Here is a 19,004-nt window from a genome sequence, read left to right on the forward strand (position 1 = left end):
GACAGGCTGGCACGGTGTGCCAGATCATGCGCCGCGTGCATCATGCCGCGCTACTTTGTCATTGCCGGACGCGGGCGCGGGTAGGCGATCTCGGTGCGCTGGTTTGGGTGCTTGGCGCCGTGCCTGGTCTGCGCGCTGGCATTGTGGTGAGAGAGGAACTGCAGGCGGCTGCTGCTTGTGCCCTGACCACGCAGCTCCTCCAGCAGCTCGTCCACGCCCTCGAGGACGCAGGTGGGCTGATAGACGTAGTTGCTGAGATCTTCGAGGCGTGTGGAACCTGTAAGCACAAGGCATGCCTGCATGCCGACTTCGATGGCGCCACGGATGTCTGTCTCCATGGTATCTCCTACCATCATGACCTCGTCGGTGTGGCGCTGCAGCAGCCGGCGTGCGCGCTGAAACATGTAGGGGTTGGGCTTGCCGAGGAAGTAGGCGCGCTGTCCGGTGCTGGCTTCCAGAAACGAGGCAAGGGCACCTGCGCCAGGGCGTGTGGCCTCCTGCTTCACCGGGCACCAGTTGTCAGGATTGGTGGCCACGAGGCGCGCACCTTTTTCGATCAGTTCATGCGCCTTGGACAGCTTCTCCGTGGACTGCATGCCACCCTCTCCCACGACCACATAGGTGGGGCGGATGGAGTCATTGGGTATGCCCGCTTTTTGCAGCGCCAGGGTGAGTCCGGCGTCTCCCATCACAAAAGCGGTGCAGCATGGATGGTTCTGCGCCAGGAAGTCGGCGGTGTTCATCGCAGCGGTGTAAAAATGGCGTGCGGAGATTCCGTTGATACCGAGATGATTGAGCTTCACCACCAAGTCCTCGGGAGTGGGGGCGGAGTTGTTGGTGACGAAGACGAACGGGGTCGATGTCTCGATGAGATGATGAATGAATTCCGCCGCCTTGGGCAGCAGATGATTTTCACGGTAGATCACACCGTCCATGTCGATCAGGAGTCCTTTGGTTTGTTGCATAAATTCAGAAGGAAAAATGAGTTTGAAACATGGGCCATACCGGGCCGTGACACTTCATTGGCTAAGCATCTCCGGGACCAGTGCCTTGATGATGCAGACCCCAAATCGTGCAAATCAGACGCTCTTTGTGCAGTCTCTCAGGGCTGCTGCACCACGCGGCTGCGGTAGGCCAGCGGGACGCAGTGCTGATGCTCTTTGAACTGACGCTGAAAATGTGCGGGAGAGACAAAGCCGCAGTCCATGGCGATCTGGCTTACTGTCAGGTCCGTTTCTGCCAGCAGCAGGCAGGCGCGCGCAATGCGCAGCTCGTTCACATACTGAGGCACGGTGCGGCCGGTGCCTTTTTTAAAGAGGCGGCTGAAAGCGCTCTTTCCCAGGCCCACGATGGCGGCCAGATCCGCCACATAAATGGGCTCCGGCAGATGCGTGGCGATGTATTCGCAGGCCATGCTCACTCGGTCCGAGGCTCCGGGCCGAGGTTGAGGCATCACGGCGGATGAGATCTCATGAACCTCCTCGGAATTTGACAGCAGGTCGATGAGTTGCAGCAGCAGGATCACGCGCTTCATGCCATGCACTTCCAGCATCTCGTGCATCATGCGTGTGGCGGTCAGCCGGGTGATGCCCGTTATCACCAACCCTTGCTCGGCGCGCTGAAAGAGGCGCCTCACCGGGATCATGGTGGAGCGGTTCATCCAGTCTTCGTGACCTGGGAGCTGCGGCATGAACTGCACCACGATGGCCTCCACCTCCTGCGCTGCCAATCCTGCATCGCTTTGATTACGGTAGTCGTGCGGCACATTGCTGCCCAGCAGCACCAGGTCTCCCGGCTCGATGGCGGAGATGTTGTTGCCCACGAGTCTTTCGGTGCCGCCCTTGATCACCAGCGTGATCTCACACTCAGGGTGGTAGTGCCACACGCAGCCAAAATCGGGGCCGCGTACCAATTCACATACCACAGGCTCTGCGGTTGATAACGGAGAGAGCTTTTCGACGATGGGTTTCATTGGCGGCGGGAGCTGAAGACGCCCGGGGCGTCGTGCCCGCCAGAGTGAGATGCTGGCGCGTGAATTTCGCTGCGAGTGGAGATACGTCTGCCGTGCTCAGCCTGGGGGGGAATTCCAGGGCGAGGCGTTAGGTTGCACGATGATTTAGGGGTTAAATATTGATTCAACAGGGCAGGGGGCTGCGTTTTTTGAGGGAGTTCAGACGCTCCAAACACGTTGCAGCATGCGTGCCATATTTGTGCACTAGGCCTATGCTCCGCACGGATGAGTGTTCATCGGTGACAATTGTATCAATCCGTGGCGGGAGGCGCTCTCTCGATCTGGAGTTTGCTCTTACTCTGCCCAGCTCTTCAAGCCTGTTACCGGCAGCAGTGCATCCGCTGAAGCACGCCATTCCGCCGTGCCTGCCTTCAGGAAGAGATCATAAATCAGCTTCTTGCTATGCGGGGTGGCGATGGAGTTGGGTGCATTGCGCCATAGGCCCAACCGCAAACCGCCCTCCTGGGCATGGTCCACATGGCGGTGGTAAATGAAGGCATCCACGGTGGGCAGCGTCTGAATTTTTTCCCAGGCATAAGCGTAGGCTGCGGCCTGCAGTTTTTCTCCTTCAGGCGTGAGAAGGGTATGGAAGCCCTGCTCGCTGAGGATGATGCGGCGTGGCTTTCCATCATAAAGCAGCTCGGGCTTGGCCAGATGTTTGGCCAGCACCTCCAAGTTTTTAAAGGTGACCTTGTTGCTGCTGTCATCGTGAGTCACGGTTTTGTCCGTCCAAGCGCGCGGGTTTCCCAGATCTTCGGGGTAGGGGTGCCAGGCCACATTCCAGTCGAAGTCTCCGCGCTCGCGCACCAGCCGTGCAAAGGTGTCGAGAAACTCCCGGCCCGGTGTGGCCTCCTGCACGCTGACATTGTGCATGCTGCTCGTCCAGTGATGATCGGAGGAGAGATAAGTGCGCGCATGCAGCGAGTGCCTGCGGATGGCGCTATGCATGATGCGGAAAGCCTTTTCATATTCGCTGGCGGCGGTTTCAAGCGGTACGAGGCCCATGTTGTTCCAGAGGAAGTGGGAGTTCACCTCGTTGCCGATGATCCAGCCCCACACGCGCCCATGCTCCGGGTGCGCGCCGCTCCAGTATTCCGCCAGCAGGTTCATCACCGCATTGAGATAGCCGTTGGTCGTGTTTACCGCGCCGACGCTGAACTTGTAGTCTTTGCGGTGCCCGGGATGCAGCACCACGGAGTCGATGGCTGGATTCTTGGAAGGATAGGCGATGAGGATGAGATACACCACCACGCCTTTGGCGGAGAGCGGCTTGATCTGACGGTCCAGAGAGGCGAGGTACTTTTGATTGAAAACAAAGCTGCCGCTCTCAGGCTTGGATGCCGCATCATACAGCGCCGTCAGATTCACATTGATCCCCGCATGGTGGATGCCCAGCGCCAGCGCATCATCGACCATCTGCACCTGCAGGCCCTTCTGATCTGGCGGGGTGGGGAATGGGTCCGTGTTTTGGGCAAACACGGATTGCACAAGCAGGAGGGCGAGAAGAAGATGACGCATGAGTGAAGAGACAATCAGCGCAGCCAAGGAGCAACCGCAAGCCGCCTGCTGCACGCATTGTGGTGCACTGGAGGCCACGAAGGTGGGAGACGAGCACATCTGCGACGACTGTTACATCGCCTGCGGCTCCTGCTGTGCGGGGGATGAGTAGTCCGGAAAAGGCCAGAAACTTCGCAGCAAAGCACAACATGCGTTGAGACGCGGGGAGGTTCGTCCGTAGGTTGCGGTATGTCTCTTGCTTCTTTTTTCCAGCCACGCAGCATCGCCCTCGTCGGAGCCACGGAGCGCGCGGGCAGCGTGGGGCTGGCCATCTGGGAAAACCTGCGCGGCTTTGCGGGCACGGTGTATCCGGTGAATGCCAAGCGGGCGGAAGTCTGCGGTGTGCGGGCTTATCCATCTATCGCCGCACTGCCGGAGGTGCCGGAGCTGGTGGTGATCGTGACGCCTGCGCCCACCGTGACTGCGCTGGTTGAGGAGGCCGGTGCTGCCGGAGTGCGGGCGGTGGTGGTGATCTCTGCTGGATTTAAGGAAACCGGTGCCGAAGGTACGCGGCTGGAGGCCGAGGTGCTGGCTGCGGCACGCAAGCATGGCGTGCGCCTTATTGGGCCCAACTGCCTCGGTCTCATGAACCCGCATGCGGGGCTGAATGCCACCTTTGCCAGCAGCCGGGCGCTGCCGGGACGCGTGGCCTTTCTGAGTCAGAGCGGTGCGCTGTGTACAGCCATCCTCGACTGGAGCCACGATCAGTATGTGGGCTTCAGCGCCTTTGTCTCCACCGGGGCCATGGCCGATGTCGGCTGGGGAGATCTGATTCGCTACTTTGGAGAAGATCCGCACACCAGCAGCATCGTGATCTACATGGAATCCGTGGGCGCGGATGCGGCGGCGTTTCTCGCGGCGGCACGCGCCGTGGCGGCGCAGAAGCCCATCGTGGTGATCAAGGTGGGACGCACCGCCGAGGCTTCCCGTGTGGCGGCCTCCCACACCGGCGCTCTGACAGGCAGCGATGCCGTGCTGGATGCCGCGTTGCGCCAGAGTGGGGTGCTGCGGGTGGACACGATCGAGGAGCTTTTTGACATGGCCGAGGTGCTGGCCAAGCAGCCACTGCCTACCGGCAGGCGGCTAGGCATTGTGACGAATGCAGGCGGCCCCGGCGCGCTGGCCACGGATGCGCTTGTGCTGGGCCAGGGCCTGCTGGCGGAGCTCTCCGCGCAGAGCATGGCGGCGCTGAATGCCGTGCTGCCCCAAAGCTGGAGCCACAACAACCCGGTGGATGTGCTGGGCGATGCCGATGCCGCTCGCTTTGCGCAGGCGCTGCGCATTGTGGCCGGAGATCCGGGCGTGGATGGCGTGCTGGCCATCCTCACGCCGCAGGCCATGACGCAGCCCACGGAGATCGCACGCGAGGTGGCGCAGATCGCGGCAGGTTTTGGCAAGCCGCTGCTGGCCAGCTGGATGGGTGCGCAGTGTGTGCAGGAGGGGCGCGGCGTCCTGAACGCTGCAGGCGTGCCCACCTATGACTACCCGGATGAGGCCGCGCATGCCTTTGTGCGCATGCGGGAGCACCGCATCCGCCTCACGCTGCTGAGCGAGACTCTCAACGCCCACGCTGAAGACGATGACGTGGAACTGCCGCTGGTGGGAGACATGATCGATGCTGTGCTGAAAAGCGGACGCACCCTGATGAATGAACAGGAGGCCAAGCAGCTGCTCAGCGTGGCGGGCATTCCCATTGTGGAAACACGCATCGCCTACACCGAAGACGCCGCCGTCGAGGCTGCGGAGGCCATCGGCTACCCTGTGGTGCTGAAGCTGCTGAGCAGCACCATCACACACAAAAGCGACTGCGGTGGTGTGCAGCTCAATCTCATGAATGCTGCCGCCGTGCAGCAGGCGTGGAGGCTCATCCGTGACAATGTCACGCATGTGCATGGTCTTGCTGCTTTTGATGGAGTTACCGTGCAGCGCATGATGACGCAGAAGGGCGTGGAGCTCATTCTGGGGGCCAGCACGGATGCGCAGTTTGGCCCGGTGCTGCTCTTTGGCGCAGGAGGCACGCTGGTGGAGGTGCTGAAGGATCATGTCCTGGCACTGCCACCGCTGAACCACGCCCTGGCGCGCCGCTGGGTGGAGCAGACGAGGATCTCCAAAGTGCTGCATGGCGTGCGCGCTCAGCCTGCGGTGGATCTTTCGGCGCTCGATGCGGTGCTGGTCAAATTTGCCCGCCTGCTGCAGCACGAGCGCCGAATCGTGGAGCTGGACATTAATCCCCTCCTGGCCACAGCCGATGGAGTCGTGGCGCTGGATGCACGCGTGCTTCTAAGATCCGGGCTGTAGGAGCTGAGGTGGCATAGGTGACCTAGGTCATAGGTGCTCGGCCGCGTCTTCTTGTGGCGGCGGGCATGTGTTTAAAATGAAACCACCGCACAGTTGGCACACAGACGGGTTGCTGGTATGGACTGCGTCTTAAAGATGCCCCGCATCCATGTAGGCGCATCAAACGAACTCTGTGAGCATGAAGACCCTTTTGAAGCATCCCCTGATCGTTCTGGCGCTGGGTCTCGCGAGCTGTGGGAAGCCCTCCTCCGGCCCGCCGCCTGCCGCGCCCATGGCCGCCGGTCCCCTCGAAGTGGGAGTCATTACCGTGAAGACTTCCCCCGTCACTCTCACGCAAGATCTGCCGGGGCGCATCTCGGCCTTCCGCGTGGCGGAGGTGCGTGCGCGCGTGAGCGGCATTGTATTGAAGCGTCTCTTCAAAGAGGGCAGCGATGTGAAGGAAGGGCAGGTGCTCTATGAAATCGACCCCGCGCAGTATGAGGCCTCTCTGGAAAGCGCGCAAGGAACCCTGGCGCGTGCCGAGGCCAGCCTGAACTCCGCCATGCTCAAGCTCAACCGCATGCAGTCGCTCATCGACTCCCGTGCCATCAGCAAGCAGGACTTTGACGAGGCATCCGGCAGCAAGCGCGTGAACGAAGCGGAAGTGCTGCTGGGAAAAGCCGCCGTGAAGACCGCACGCATCAATCTGGACTACACCAAGGTCACTGCGCCGATCACCGGCCGCATCGGCCTCTCTCAAGTGACGGAGGGTGCCTACGTGCGCACTGATCAGGCCACGCTGCTGACCACCGTGCAGCAGATCGACCGCGTGTACGTGGACGTGAACCAGCCCAGCAGTGACCTGCTGCGGCTAAAGCAGGCGCTGACCAGCGGCAAGCTGAAGGCCGATGCCGCCGGTCAGGCGCGGGTGAAGCTCGTGTATGAAAACGGCGAGATCTATCCTGAGGAGGGTTCTCTGGAAGTTTCCGACGTGACGGTGAATACGCTGACCAATTCCGTGACTGTGCGTGCGGTCTTTCCCAATCCGCGCAATGAACTGCTGCCCGGCATGTTTGTGCGTGCGCGGCTGGAAGAAGGCACCACACCAGATGCCATCCTGGTGCCGCAGCTGGCTGTGACGCGCAACTCCAAGGGCGAGCCGACGGCGATGGTCGTGGGTGCTGAGAGCAAGGTGGAGCTGCGCGTGCTGGAGACGCCCCGCGCCGTGGGGAACCAGTGGATGGTGACCTCCGGCCTCAAGGCGGGAGACCAGCTCATCATCAACAACCTTCAAAAGATCCGTCCCGGTGCGCCGGTGAAGGTGGCTGCCCCTGACTCTGCCGCGCCTGCTCAAACCTCCAGCGCTGCCAAATAACCCACGATGTCCCGCTTCTTCATCGACCGGCCTGTCTTCGCGTGGGTCATCGCCATCATCATCATGCTGGCGGGGGCGCTCTCGATCGAGACCCTGCCCATCGCGCAGTATCCCAACATTGCGCCGCCCACCATCGCCATCATTGCCACGTATCCCGGTGCCTCGGCCAAGACACTGGAAGACACCGTGACGCAGGTCATCGAGCAGCGGCTCAATGGCATCGACCATCTGCGCTACATCGAAAGCTCCAGCACCTCGGACGGCACGGCCACCATCACCGTGACGTTTGACGGCGAGGCCAATGCGGACACCGCGCAGGTGCAGGTGCAGAACAAAGTCTCGCTGGCGCTGCCCTCGCTGCCGCAGGAGGTGCAGCAGCAGGGCGTGCAGGTGAACAAATCTGTGCGCAATTTCCTCATCGTGGTCGGCCTCATTTCCACGGACGGCAGCATGAGCAACACCGACCTCGCTGACTACAATGCCAGCGTGATGCGTGATCCCATCAGCCGCCTGCAGGGGGTGGGGGAGATTCAGGCCTTTGGCACGCAGTACGCCATGCGCATCTGGCTGGACCCCGACAAGCTGAACAAATACCAGCTGACCTCCAATGACGTCATCCTCGCCGTGCGTGCGCAGAATGCCCAGGTTTCCGCCGGGGCGCTGGGCGCTCTGCCGGCCGCGCAGGGGCAGCTGCTCAATGCCACCGTGATGGCGCAGAGCAGGCTGCAGACGCCGGAGCAGTTTGGCGGCATCCTCCTGCGCGTGAGCCAGGACGGCTCGCGTGTCTTTCTGCGGGATGTGGCCCGCACCGAACTGGGCAGCGAATCCTACAACGTGATGGCGCGCTACAATGGCATGCCCGCCAGCGGCATGGCCATCCGCCCTGCGCTGGGGGCCAATGCGCTGGAGACCGTGGACATCGTGAAAAAGAAGGTGGAGGAGCTCTCGCAATTCTTCCCGCCCGGCGTGAAGGCCATCTTTCCGTATGACACCACGCAGTTTGTCCGCATCTCCGTGGAGGAGGTGGTCAAGACTCTGATCGAGGCCATCGTGCTCGTCTTCCTGGTGATGTTCATCTTCCTGCAGAGCTGGCGCGCCACGCTGATCCCCACCATCGCCGTGCCGGTGGTGCTGCTGGGCACCTTTGGTGTCATGGCGGCGGCGGGCTACTCCATCAATACGCTCACCCTCTTCGGCCTCGTGCTGGCCATCGGCCTGCTGGTGGACGATGCCATCGTGGTGGTGGAAAACGTGGAGCGCGTGATGCAGGAGGAAGGGCTGTCTCCGAAGGAGGCCACGCGCAAGTCCATGGATCAGATCAGCGGTGCGCTCGTCGGCATCGGTCTGGTGCTCAGCGCGGCCTTTGTGCCCATGGCCTTCTTCACCGGGTCCAGCGGCGTCATCTACCGGCAGTTCTCACTCATCATCGTCAGCTCGGTCACGCTCTCCGTTCTCGTGGCCCTCATCCTCACGCCCGCGCTCTGCGCCACGCTGCTCAAGCCCGTGGCCAAGGATCATGGCATCACCAAACGCGGCCCCTTCGGCTGGTTCAATCGCGGCTTTGAGCGTGTGGCCGACAGCTACGCGCATGCGGTGGGCAAGTTCCTCAAGCATTACGTGCTCGCGCTCATCCCCTACGCAGCCATCGCTGCAGCGGTGGTGTATCTCTTTGAGCGTGCGCCCACCGGCTTCCTGCCGGACGAGGACACCGGCGTGCTCTTTGCCATGGCGCAGCTGCCACCCGGCTCCACACGTGAGCAGGCCGATGAGGTGCTCAAGAAAATGGAGACGCATTTCTTCGAGGAGGAGAAGGAGGTGGTGGAAGGCGGCTTTGGCGTGCTGGGGTTCAGCTTCAGCGGCAATGCGCAGAACCAGGTGCTCATGTTTGTGAAGCTCAAGCCCTGGGACGAGCGCAAGCTGCCCTCTCAAAAGGTCAAGGCCATCCAGGGCCGCGCCATGGGCAAGTTCATGCAGATCAAGGAGGCGCTGGCCTTTGCCTTCGCTCCGCCCGCCGTGCTGGAGCTGGGCACCGCCACCGGCTTTGACCTCCGTCTTGTCGATCTCGGTGGTCTGGGGCATGACGCGCTCATGGCCGCGCAGGGCCAGCTGCTCGGCATGTCGGCGCAGAATCCCATCCTCACCTCCGTGCGTCCCAACGGGCTGGCAGACACCTCCGTGTATCAGATCGATGTGGATCAGGAGAAAGCCAGCGCGCTGGGCCTCTCTCTCGCGGAGATCAATGCCTCCCTCAGCACCATCCTCGGCTCCACCTACGTCAATGATTTCATCGACAAGAACCGCGTGAAGCGCGTCATGCTGCAGGGAGATGCGCCCTACCGCATGCTGCCAGAGGATATTGGCCGCTGGTATGTGCGCAATGCCCAGGGCGGCATGGTGCCGTTTTCCGCCTTTTCCACCGGATCATGGAAAATGGGATCGCCCAAGCTGGAGCGTTTTAATGGAGCCTCCTCCCTCTCCATCCAGGGAGAGCCAGCGCCCGGCCACAGCTCCGGCGAGGCCATCAAGGAGATCGAGCGCATGGCCAGATCTCTGCCCGTGGGCATCGGCGTGGCCTGGGCGGGGCTGTCGTATGAGGAGCAGCTTTCCGGCTCCAAATCCGCGCAGCTTTACATCATCGCGCTGCTCATGGTCTTCCTCTGTCTGGCGGCGCTGTATGAGAGCTGGGCCATCCCGTTTTCCGTCATGATGGACATGCCCCTCGGTGCGCTGGGTGTGGTGGCGGCCACGCAGTGGCGCGGCATGCCCAATGACATCTACTTTCAAATTGGCCTCATCACCATCATCGGCCTCTCCGCCAAAAACGCCATCCTCGTGGTGGAGTTTGCCAAGGAGCACTTTGACCGGGGAGCCACGCTCATCGAGGCCGCGCTGCACGCCGTCCGCCAGCGACTGCGCCCCATTCTGATGACCTCCATCGCCTTCGGCCTGGGCGTGCTGCCCCTGGCCACGAATACCGGCGCAGGCTCCGGCAGCCAGAACGCCATCGGCACCGGCATCGTGGGCGGAGCCGTGACCACCACGCTGCTGGGCCTGTTCTTCGTGCCTCTCTACTTTGTGGTCATCCTGCGCCTCTTCCGCGTGAAGCCGCTGAAGGCGGAGGTGAAGTAGCCCAGTTGCGCCGCAACTGGGTTGGCTGGCGAATCTCAGAGAAGAATGGCTTCTGTGTTTGGTGATGTGGCATTCTCGAGATGGCGCATGAAGCGTAATGTTCGTTCATCGTCTCCGTGAAAGACAATGCAAAAACCTTCCACGTACGGTTGGGTATTCTGCTCGTACGGGATGTCCGCCAACACGAGCGCAGACTTTCGGTCATCAGCTAGCAGCATGAGATAGGTGGCACCACCCTGATCAGCGGGTTCACTGTGCAACAGGCCAAGTATCCAGGGTAGGTAAAGTGGTTCTGAATTTAACTTTTGGATACGCCCGATCACCCAACACGCACCGTCGTGGCAAAATACCTGGACCAAATGACTGGAGGTCTCAGCTAGGTAGGTGCTTAGTCCTCGAAAGAACACGTCGCTTACTTTTTGAGTCACTCCTGCCCACTCTGGTCGTTGCGATGGGATGCCGTCCAGCAGGGCTGTTAAAAAACTGCCGGCCTTGCTCTGCTTATAAATAAGGCTGGAATCGCCAATGATTTCGGGATGAAAATCGTAGTCCACTAAAAGAGTGTCTTCCACCCAAGCGCCAATGGTGGCTGCTTCTAGTGTGTCTGAAGGCAACATGAAAAATGTGATGGGTGGTTGGTTTGCTTCGGTTTTTTGGTCTTGGAGAAAGAAGGAGAAAGAAGAATGGTCAGTGCGGTGATGGAATCAATTATTTGTGGAATTGTCCTTTTGCGGCGCAACCGGACAACTTTTCCACCCCAGAATTGCCATTTGCACCCCGCCGCTCTCCCGATAGGATGGGGCACTCCGATTTCTCATGAAAACCGCCTCGTTCCTCTTCTGCGCCGCCGCCATCGTTCTTGCCACCACCTCCTGCGACCAGCATAGCTGGAAGGAAACCCAGGTGCTGCATGAAGGCATGCACAAGGCCCACGGCGAAGGTCATGGCGACGCCCATGCCAAGCCCGCCGAACACGGCGAGAAGAAGGAGCACCACTAAGAGCTCCCGCTTTTCCGGTTTCTTCCGCCTTTTCCATGCGCCGCTACGCCTTCATCGGCCTGTTGGCTCTGGTCATCCTGGCCACCAGCTGCGTCGTGCTGCGCACCTGCTGGGCGCGCTTTTCCCCTTCGATCCCTGCCACCGGCGGCAGGGATTTGCACATCCGCCTGCCGGATGGTGGCAAAACCCACCTGCAGAAGGACAAACGCTGGGCCGCCGACCAGCTCGGCCCCTCCACCGGCACTCTGGGCAGCCACGGCTGCCTCGTCTCCAGCGTGGCCATGGCCTGCTGCAATCTCGGGGTGGACCTGACCCCCAAGGAGCTGAACGAGCGCCTCATCAAGCACGACGGCTTTCTCCCTCAGGGCTGGGTGGTATGGAAGGCCATCCCGCGCGTCACAGACAGCAAGCTGACCGCCGACTACCACCCCGCCGCCAGTCACAAGGTCATGGACACCGCCCTGGAGCACGGGGCCTATCCGGTGGTCAAATACTTCCTGCTCGGCGGCATCCAGCACTGGTGCATCATCGTCGGCAAAGACGGGCAGGACTACCTCGCCCGCGACCCCCTGCGCGATGACAAGCAGCCCGTCAAGCTCTCCGACCTCACCGCCAAGATCTACGCCGTCCGCGTGATCCGCAAGGCGGAGTGACTGGACGGCCCCCGAAACCGGTCTGCCAGCGGAGAAACTTCCGCAATTTCAGTAAATTCAGCGGGGGGGTGTACGCATACACAGACTGTCGGTGGAGAAACTTCTCCAACTTCTCCAACTTCTCCGCAGGGGTATGCACGCAGTGGCGTGGGCTATCGGAGAAACTTCTCCATCTTCTCCAATTTCTCCGTGGGGGTATACGCATGCCCAGCACAGGTAGGGCGCTTGGTCCTCCAAGCGCCGTGGTCTGCCATGCTGCAAACACCCACGTAGGTCCTCCCCCACCACAAGCTCCATACACTGGGCTCCGCAGACACATCATGCCAGTAGTCCGCGCATCCTGTCCACACGGAGGGCTGGGGACAGCCCTCCCTACCTTCTCGCGCTGAGCGCTCGCATGCCCAGCACAGGTAGGGCGGCTGGTCCCCCAGCCGCCGTGGTCTGTGGTACTGGACACACCCAGATAGTTCATCCCTCATCGCTAGCTGCCATCTTCCTCTTCCTCTTCCTCCTACTTTTACTCCTCCTCCCTTTCCGAGAGGAAGAGGAGGAGTAGGAGGAAGAGAAGGATGACCGGCTCTCAGTGCGAGTGGGTTTCTAGCAGACACAGGGCTCCGAAGGCGGAGGGCTGGGGACAGCCCTCCCTACCTTCTCGCGCTGGGCGCGCGCATGCCCAAGGCGGGTAGGGCGGCTGGTCCCCCAGCCGCCGCTGCCCAGCGTGTGCTGAATGCCCTGGTGGGAAACCCCAGCGCGGTCTGCATGCGGAGAAACTTCCGCAAATTCCCCAAATTCCTCGGGGGGGTATGCACGCGCATGGTGTCTTGGCTCATCATGCTTCACAGAGGTTCCGTGGATACATCGGCCTTCTTGATGCGTGGGATCGTCCCGATCCCATCTACGGCAGAGGACTGGCTGCCTTCAGGTTGTCGTAGGATGGGTGTGGCGACAGCCCGTAAGCCCTTCGAAGCACTCGGTGCGAAGAATGGGCCCGTCCATCAGCGTAGGGCATGCACGGTGGCGTACGAGCGTCCTGGTGGTCGGGCGGTTTGGCGGAGAGGTGTGCATGGCTTGACCAGCCAGCCTGCGCCAAACACACCCAACCCACGCCCTGAGCGCCGCTCAGCACACCTGTTTGAGAAAAGTCTGCCACAATCGGATGGCAAACACTCCTCCCAACAGTCATCTTACCAGATGAGGGAACCACAGAGCATGAAACCATAGCATGTCATCATATTCCATAGCATTCCATGAGATGACATATCAAGACTGATCCACCCGTCCAGACTGCCACTCCTGGCCAGCCAGAGAGGTTGTTCCATTCCATCCCCGGCCACCAGCCGTGGCACACAGCTTTTCAGCGATGTGATCTGGCAGGCAATGGATTGGGTGTTGAGCGGCATCAGCCCGCGCTGGCCTGCAGTTCTCAAGGAGCGGGACCGTGGTTTTTCCCCACTCCAGACTCCGTGCGTGCATACCCCCCCGAGGAATTTGGGGAATTTGCGGAAGTTTCTCCCGGGCATGCGCCGCATGCGTGTATACCCCCACGGAGAAATTGGAGAAGTTGGAGAAGTTTCTACCGGGCATGCACCGCGTGCGTGTACACCCCTGTGGAGAAATTGGAGAAGTTGGAGAAGTTTCTCCGTCTCCACGGGAATGAGGCTCTGCGGACCTGGGCCCGCGAGCATGCCCCTCAGGTCTCCGATTTCCCGGCCCGCCGCAGGTGGGGGTAGAGATCGGTCATGCTGAAGGCCAGCGCCCGGCGCAGGCCCATGCGCATCAGTTGCAGGCATAGGAGCGCCATGACGGTGGTGAGCTTCCAGTCTTTGAGCCGGGGCTTGAGCGAGGTGAAGAAGGCTGCCGCCTCCGGCTGGTCGCTTACCCATGAGAAAAAGAGCCAGCAGGTGAGGCTCCAGATCAGAGTGCCGAAATTGAGATGGTTGGCACGGGCGGCTTCATCCTCGGTCGCTGGGTCGGTGCACAAATCGGGGGTGCAGCAGATCAGGAGAAAGACGCACAGCAAGTAAAGTCTCCAGTCACTCCACCAATCATGCGCAATGTTGAGATACAAGGTCATCACCGTCAGCGGTGCGACAATGGCAGCAGCGATCTTCGCGGTGCGCAGGGCGGTGAAGCGTTTCATGGGATGGGAAGGCGGGAAAGGAATCTTGTGTGCGGTAGCGGGTGTGGTCTGCCTCAGGGCCACCGCCAGGTGCAGATGTTGTCGCGCCAGGTCTTGGGATCGCGGTCTTTTCCAGCGGAATAGACAATGACACCTAGAGGCAGCTCAGCAGGGGGTGGGTAGGTTTCGAGCTTGGCGTATTCCGAATCCGACCTGTCGGCTGCAGATTCCGGGTTGGCGATCTTGCCGTCTCCATTCGTATCGAGGACGATGTAAAAAGGCTCGCCCCAGCGGTCGCTGAGCACCCATTCCGCGTCGTCATTCCAGAGGCCGCTTTTACGATCTCTGGCCATCGGGAGATCGATGAATTTGATCTGCTTGAGATTGAGTCCCTCAACGTCTTTGCCGATCAAAACAGGAAGCATGAGGCCGCGTGAGCGAAGGGCGAGGTCTGAATGGGATGCGCTCGGTGCGGGCACCGGAAAGCGATGGTAGTCGGCTCTATACAGCTCGAGCGCCATCTGAAGGTCTTTAGCGACGGCCCTGACCTGCATCTGGACACCACCGCTATCCGTCATGAAAAAGCACTGATTCAAATGGAGAAGGCAAAAGAGAGCCACCGCCACGGCTCCTGCGGCAAGCATGCCTTTCCCGAGACAAGCGCATCCAGCCATGCGGTCGATGCGCCGTTCGTCATTCATGGGTGTGTTTTAAACGATGACCGTTGCCAATGTCGAGTGCCGAATCAACACTGCCGTCTCACTGCCCGCCCCCTACCATCCCTTAAACCCCGGCGGCTGATTATCCTCCCATGTGGCCGGGTCTCCATCAGCCCCGGCGGAGAAGATGGCGATGCGCACGTTGAGTTCCTTCTGCGTGGCACCGGGCTTGGGCGGCACGGTCAAGAGTTCGGGATTGGGGACTTTGCCGTCGTTGTTGAAGTCGCAGATGATGTACCAGAGCGAACCCCAGCCGTCTCGGTTGGGCGTGGCGGGGTTCCATGGCATGCCAATCTCTTTCACCATGGCTTCGTCGAATTTCCAGTCTGTGCGCATCAGCACCTCATCGCGCGGGCTTGAGGGGCCGATCTTTGAGGACACGTACTCTGGGGTGATGAGTTGGCGCATGGTTCCCATCATGAAATTGGTGCCGTTCCACGAACCGTACTCGACGTTTCTCTTTTCGCTCACGTAGGTGCCAACCGCCCGCACCAGCACAGCGACGACCACCACGATCATCCACCGCCTGAAGCTCCAGAGCTTCTGCTTGTCCGTGGGGGAGGCCATCAGGCCATCCCAGCCACGGCCACCTGCGTCTCTTCATTGACGATCTTGCCGGTGAGGTCCGGTTTGCAGTCGCCTTTGAGTTCGTCGCGGAATTTCTTGATGAAGCTCTGGGTGGGCCAGGAGGCGGCTTCGCCGAAGGCGCAGATGGTCTTGCCTTCGATCTGGTTGGCCACGGTCTCCAGGGTGTCCACGTCATCGGGGCTGGCGTCGCCGTCCACGATGCGGTCGCTGATCTTCTTCATCCACAGGCTGCCTTCGCGGCAGGGGGTGCACTGGCCGCAGGACTCGTGCGCGTAGAAGTTGTTCAGGTTGTTGATGGCCCAGGTCATACTGCGGCTGTCGTCCATGATGATGACGCCGCCGGAGCCTGCCATGGTGCCGCACTGGGCGATGGTGTCGAAGTCCATCGGGATGTCCATGATGCCGATCTCGCGGCCGTCCTTGAGCTTGAAGCGCTCGTCGGCACGCAGCACCTTGGAGGAGCTGCCGCCGGGGATGATGGCCTTGAGCTTGCGGCCGGGCTTGAGGCCGCCGCAGAGCACGTCGATGACTTCGCCCATGGTGATCTTGCCCACCTCGACCTCAAAGTAGCCGGGGTTCACCACGTCGCCGCTCACGCAGAGGATGCGGGTGCCGGTGTTGTTTGGGGTGCCGAGCTTGGCGTATTCCGCGCCGCCCATTTCAATGATGTGCTTCACGTGGCAGAGAGATTCCACGTTGTTCACGATGGTGGGGCTCATGTAGAGGCCCAGCGCAGCGGGGAAGTAGGGGGGCTTGATGCGCGGGTAGGGGCGCTTGCCTTCGAGGGATTCGATGAGGCCGGTCTCTTCGCCGCAGATATAGGCACCTGCACCGCGATGCACGAAGATCTCGCAGTCAAAGCCGGAGCCGAGGATGTTCTTGCCCAGGAAGCCTTTGGCATGCGCCTCGGCGATGGCCTTTTCCAGAATCTTGGCTGCGTAGGGGAACTCCTCGCGCACGTAGATGTAGGAGAGCTTGGCACCCACGGCAAAGCAGGCGATCGTCATGCCCTCGATGAGCTGGTGCGGGTCTTGATGCAGGATGTAGCGGTCTTTGAAGGTGCCGGGCTCGGATTCGTCGGCGTTGCAGATCAGGTACACCGGCTTCGTATTTGTGGGCGGGATGAAGCCCCACTTGACCCCGGTGGGGAAGCCCGCACCGCCACGACCGCGCAGGCCGCTGGCTTTCACCTCATTGGTGATGGCGCTGCGCTCCATGGTGAAGGCCTTTTTGAGCTGCTCGTAGCCGCCGTTTTCCAGGTAGCACTCGATGGACGGATTGTAGCCGACGCGGTCGATGTTCTTGAAGATCAGGCGCTTTTCACGCGCATGGGGTTCTTTTCCGGGAAGATACTGGACGGGGGAGGCCATGGGTCGCAGTATCCGAGTGTGAATAAGGTGGGCAACTGGGATTTGTGAAAAATTTCACAAGGGGGGCGGAAAGGTGGCTCATAGCCTGAAAGCTCCCCGCTCCCCGCGCAGTAGGTAGAGGGTGCGCCTTTCCGCCCCCCGCTCCCTGTCTCTGGCCCTGCTGCTGCTCGCAGTGGCGGGAGGGGCCATCGCCAAAAAAGACGAGGGGCCCAAGCCGGTGCCGTGGTCCTTTGCCCCGCTGCGGCGCACCCCGCTGCCCAAGGTGAAAGACACCGCCTGGCCGCAGACGCGCATCGACTACTACATCCTGTCCAAGATGGAGGCCGCAGGGCTGCAGCCCGCACCGCGTGCGGACGCACGGGTGCTGCAGCGCAGGCTGGCCTTTGACCTCACCGGCCTGCCACCGGAGGCCAAAGCTAAAAGCTCAAATCTCAAAGATGAAATCAGCAGCCTGCTGAACTCTCCCCACTACGGCGAGCGCTGGGCACGCCACTGGCTGGATCTGGCCCGCTATGCCGATGAGACCCCGAACTGGCTGGACTCCACCAAGTACTCCTACCTCTACCGCGACTGGGTGGTGCAGGCGCTGAACGAGGACATGCCGTATGACCGCTTTATCCTGCGCCAGCTTGCCACCGATTTCCTGCCGGACAGCAAGCCGCAGGACCGCGTGGCCCTCGGCTTCATCGGCCTGAGCCCCACGTACTTCAAGGAGCTGCAGCTCCCGCCGGAGATCATCAAGACCACCGTCGCCGACGAGTGGGAGGAGCACGTGGACGCCATCGGCCGCACCTTCCTCGGTCTCACGCTGGCTTGTGCTCGCTGCCACGACCACAAGTCCGACCCCATCACCGCGCAGGACTACTACGCACTGGCAGGTGTCTTTGCCTCCGTGAAGCTCTCCGAGCTGCCCACCATGAAGGACGAGCTGTGGCAGCCCGTGGCCAAGGCCCGCAGCGAGGTGGCCGCGCTGGAAAAGCAGATCGCCGATCTGAAGAAAAAGAAGCCCAAAGACCTGGCGCAGCAGATGCAGGAGTGCGAGGCCAAAATCACCGCCATCAAATCCAGCACACCGCATTTCAACATGCCCATGGCCAATGCCGTGGAGGAGGCCGCCCTCTATGTGGTGAACAAGGAAAAAGAACACGGCACCAAGCTGGACTACAAGATGGGCATGGCGCGCGATCTTGAGCTGATGAAGCGCGGCAATCCCAATGACCTGGGCGAGGTGGTGCCCCGCCGCTTTCTCTCTGCTTTCCCGTCCAAGACCGGCCTGCCGCGCAAGTTTACCACCGGCAGCGGTCGTCTGGAGCTGGCCCAGGCCATCACGGAAGACGCTGCACCGCTGACAGCACGTGTCATCGTGAATCGTGTGTGGAAACACCACTTCGGGCGTGGTTTGGTGGATACACCGAGCGAATTCGGGAATCTCGGCGAAGCCCCCACGCATCCCGAACTGCTGGACGATCTCGCTGGCCGCTTCATGGAGCACGGCTGGTCGCTCAAGTGGCTGCATCGTGAAATCCTCAACTCCGCCACCTGGCAGCAGAGCAGCGTGGCCTCGGCTTCCGAGCAGCGCGATCCGGAGAACAAGCTCTACGCCCGCATGCTGCGCCGCCGCCTGGACTGGGAATCCTGGCGCGACTCCATCCTCAGCGCCACCGGGCAGATCGACCTCAAGCTCGGCGGCCCCGCTACCTCCATCAGCGCCCCGGCCAATGTGCGCCGTTCTCTCTATGGTGCCGCCGACCGTCAGGACATGGACCCCATGCTGCGCATCCACGATGTGCCAGATCCCGGCGCTCACAATCCCTGGCGCACCGAGACCATCACCCCCTTGCAGGGCCTCTTTGCCTTAAACTCCCCCTTCATGCAGCAGCAGTCCGCCGTGCTGGGCCAGTGGGCCATGCAGCACCGCGTGGAGGATGTTTATGCCCGCCTCTTTGGCCGTGCGCCGACTGCGCATGAGGCCGAGGTGGCGGAGGCGTTTCTCAGTGGAAGAGAAAAAGATGCCGCCGCGTGGTCCCAGTACGCCCAGGCTCTGCTGGCCGGGAATGAGATGCTGTTTGTGGATTGATGCCACAGCTAGCTAAAAGCAGGTCTCATGCGCCTGATCAGGCAGTCCATTACGCTCACCTAGTGCAAGCGTTCTCACCCTATCCGCAAATGCACTGCCTTTGAGGGATCAATGCGATCCCCCCCCTCCG

Annotated in this window: 15 protein-coding genes; 7 read left to right on the forward strand and 8 right to left on the reverse strand. The window is 61.3% G+C overall.

Annotated features, from left to right (window positions below; translation table 11 throughout):
* Nucleotides 1-50: 50 nt before the first annotated feature.
* From HNQ65_RS00835 to HNQ65_RS00845, 3 genes are all read right to left on the reverse strand, one after another.
* On the reverse strand, nucleotides 51-965 hold the full coding sequence (locus HNQ65_RS00835; protein ID WP_184337421.1) for an HAD-IIA family hydrolase: 915 nt from the start codon (nucleotides 963-965) through the stop codon (nucleotides 51-53).
* Between the two features lie 137 nt (nucleotides 966-1,102).
* On the reverse strand, nucleotides 1,103-1,972 hold the full coding sequence (locus tag HNQ65_RS00840) for a helix-turn-helix domain-containing protein (protein ID WP_184337423.1): 870 nt from the start codon (nucleotides 1,970-1,972) through the stop codon (nucleotides 1,103-1,105).
* A gap of 333 nt (nucleotides 1,973-2,305) precedes the next feature.
* A complete protein-coding gene (locus HNQ65_RS00845; protein WP_184337425.1) occupies nucleotides 2,306-3,529 on the reverse strand; it encodes a DUF5722 domain-containing protein in 1,224 nt (407 codons plus the stop codon).
* On the opposite strand from HNQ65_RS00845, the gene HNQ65_RS00850 reads away from it, so the two are divergent.
* The 4 genes from HNQ65_RS00850 to HNQ65_RS00865 all read left to right on the forward strand — a co-directional run bounded on the left by HNQ65_RS00850 (nucleotide 3,528) and on the right by HNQ65_RS00865 (nucleotide 10,349).
* A complete protein-coding gene (locus tag HNQ65_RS00850) occupies nucleotides 3,528-3,680 on the forward strand; it encodes a hypothetical protein (RefSeq protein WP_184337427.1) in 153 nt (50 codons plus the stop codon). The genes HNQ65_RS00845 and HNQ65_RS00850 overlap by 2 nt on opposite strands.
* A 77-nt stretch (nucleotides 3,681-3,757) precedes the next feature.
* Entirely contained in the window at nucleotides 3,758-5,866 is a 2,109-nt protein-coding gene (locus tag HNQ65_RS00855; protein ID WP_184337429.1) for an acetate--CoA ligase family protein, read from the forward strand.
* A gap of 178 nt (nucleotides 5,867-6,044) precedes the next feature.
* Nucleotides 6,045-7,220, forward strand: coding sequence for an efflux RND transporter periplasmic adaptor subunit (locus HNQ65_RS00860; RefSeq protein WP_184337431.1), 1,176 nt, complete (start codon nucleotides 6,045-6,047; stop codon nucleotides 7,218-7,220).
* A gap of 6 nt (nucleotides 7,221-7,226) precedes the next feature.
* Nucleotides 7,227-10,349, forward strand: a complete 3,123-nt coding sequence (locus HNQ65_RS00865) for an efflux RND transporter permease subunit (protein WP_184337433.1) — start codon at nucleotides 7,227-7,229, stop codon at nucleotides 10,347-10,349.
* A gap of 35 nt (nucleotides 10,350-10,384) precedes the next feature.
* Here the strand turns inward: HNQ65_RS00865 and HNQ65_RS00870 are convergent, their stop codons facing one another.
* Nucleotides 10,385-10,966, reverse strand: a complete 582-nt coding sequence (locus HNQ65_RS00870) for a hypothetical protein (protein WP_184337435.1) — start codon at nucleotides 10,964-10,966, stop codon at nucleotides 10,385-10,387.
* A 199-nt stretch (nucleotides 10,967-11,165) separates the two neighbouring features.
* Here HNQ65_RS00870 and HNQ65_RS00875 point away from each other — a divergent pair, with 199 nt between their 5' ends.
* Together HNQ65_RS00875 and HNQ65_RS00880 are read left to right on the forward strand one after the other, a co-directional pair.
* Entirely contained in the window at nucleotides 11,166-11,348 is a 183-nt protein-coding gene (locus HNQ65_RS00875) for a hypothetical protein (RefSeq protein ID WP_184337437.1), read from the forward strand.
* Nucleotides 11,349-11,383: 35 nt separating this feature from the next.
* Nucleotides 11,384-12,001, forward strand: coding sequence for a hypothetical protein (locus HNQ65_RS00880; protein ID WP_184337439.1), 618 nt, complete (start codon nucleotides 11,384-11,386; stop codon nucleotides 11,999-12,001).
* 1,690 nt (nucleotides 12,002-13,691) lie between these two features.
* On the opposite strand, the gene HNQ65_RS00885 is transcribed toward HNQ65_RS00880, so the two are convergent.
* The 4 genes from HNQ65_RS00885 to nuoF form a co-directional block, all read right to left on the reverse strand.
* Nucleotides 13,692-14,141, reverse strand: a complete 450-nt coding sequence (locus HNQ65_RS00885; RefSeq protein WP_184337441.1) for a hypothetical protein — start codon at nucleotides 14,139-14,141, stop codon at nucleotides 13,692-13,694.
* 53 nt (nucleotides 14,142-14,194) lie between these two features.
* Nucleotides 14,195-14,821, reverse strand: coding sequence for a hypothetical protein (locus HNQ65_RS00890; protein WP_184337443.1), 627 nt, complete (start codon nucleotides 14,819-14,821; stop codon nucleotides 14,195-14,197).
* Nucleotides 14,822-14,893: 72 nt separating this feature from the next.
* Nucleotides 14,894-15,406 (reverse strand): hypothetical protein, encoded by a 513-nt coding sequence (locus HNQ65_RS00895; RefSeq protein WP_184337445.1) that lies wholly within the window; start codon nucleotides 15,404-15,406, stop codon nucleotides 14,894-14,896.
* On the reverse strand, nucleotides 15,406-16,797 hold the full coding sequence (nuoF, locus tag HNQ65_RS00900) for an NADH-quinone oxidoreductase subunit NuoF (protein ID WP_184337447.1): 1,392 nt from the start codon (nucleotides 16,795-16,797) through the stop codon (nucleotides 15,406-15,408). The genes HNQ65_RS00895 and nuoF overlap by 1 nt, the downstream gene beginning before the upstream one ends.
* Before the next feature lie 121 nt (nucleotides 16,798-16,918).
* Between nuoF and HNQ65_RS00905 the strand changes: the two genes are divergently transcribed.
* A complete protein-coding gene (locus HNQ65_RS00905; protein WP_184337448.1) occupies nucleotides 16,919-18,874 on the forward strand; it encodes a DUF1553 domain-containing protein in 1,956 nt (651 codons plus the stop codon).
* The last annotated feature ends 130 nt before the right edge of the window (nucleotides 18,875-19,004 follow it).

The organism is Prosthecobacter vanneervenii, assembly GCF_014203095.1.
In the GTDB taxonomy this organism is placed as follows: domain Bacteria; phylum Verrucomicrobiota; class Verrucomicrobiia; order Verrucomicrobiales; family Verrucomicrobiaceae; genus Prosthecobacter; species Prosthecobacter vanneervenii.

What these genes read in the sequence shown, in the direction of transcription:
- HNQ65_RS00870 (WP_184337435.1), bottom strand. Translation starts at nt 10,966, where the DNA reads ATGTTGCCTTCAGACACACTAGAAGCAGCCACCATTGGCGCTTGGGTG.
- HNQ65_RS00890 (WP_184337443.1), bottom strand. Translation starts at nt 14,821, where the DNA reads ATGAATGACGAACGGCGCATCGACCGCATGGCTGGATGCGCTTGTCTC.
- HNQ65_RS00850 (WP_184337427.1), top strand. Translation starts at nt 3,528, where the DNA reads ATGAGTGAAGAGACAATCAGCGCAGCCAAGGAGCAACCGCAAGCCGCC.
- HNQ65_RS00895 (WP_184337445.1), bottom strand. Translation starts at nt 15,406, where the DNA reads ATGGCCTCCCCCACGGACAAGCAGAAGCTCTGGAGCTTCAGGCGGTGG.
- HNQ65_RS00885 (WP_184337441.1), bottom strand. Translation starts at nt 14,141, where the DNA reads ATGAAACGCTTCACCGCCCTGCGCACCGCGAAGATCGCTGCTGCCATT.
- HNQ65_RS00860 (WP_184337431.1), top strand. Translation starts at nt 6,045, where the DNA reads ATGAAGACCCTTTTGAAGCATCCCCTGATCGTTCTGGCGCTGGGTCTC.
- HNQ65_RS00880 (WP_184337439.1), top strand. Translation starts at nt 11,384, where the DNA reads ATGCGCCGCTACGCCTTCATCGGCCTGTTGGCTCTGGTCATCCTGGCC.
- HNQ65_RS00840 (WP_184337423.1), bottom strand. Translation starts at nt 1,972, where the DNA reads ATGAAACCCATCGTCGAAAAGCTCTCTCCGTTATCAACCGCAGAGCCT.
- HNQ65_RS00845 (WP_184337425.1), bottom strand. Translation starts at nt 3,529, where the DNA reads ATGCGTCATCTTCTTCTCGCCCTCCTGCTTGTGCAATCCGTGTTTGCC.
- HNQ65_RS00855 (WP_184337429.1), top strand. Translation starts at nt 3,758, where the DNA reads ATGTCTCTTGCTTCTTTTTTCCAGCCACGCAGCATCGCCCTCGTCGGA.
- HNQ65_RS00875 (WP_184337437.1), top strand. Translation starts at nt 11,166, where the DNA reads ATGAAAACCGCCTCGTTCCTCTTCTGCGCCGCCGCCATCGTTCTTGCC.
- HNQ65_RS00865 (WP_184337433.1), top strand. Translation starts at nt 7,227, where the DNA reads ATGTCCCGCTTCTTCATCGACCGGCCTGTCTTCGCGTGGGTCATCGCC.
- nuoF (WP_184337447.1), bottom strand. Translation starts at nt 16,797, where the DNA reads ATGGCCTCCCCCGTCCAGTATCTTCCCGGAAAAGAACCCCATGCGCGT.
- HNQ65_RS00835 (WP_184337421.1), bottom strand. Translation starts at nt 965, where the DNA reads ATGCAACAAACCAAAGGACTCCTGATCGACATGGACGGTGTGATCTAC.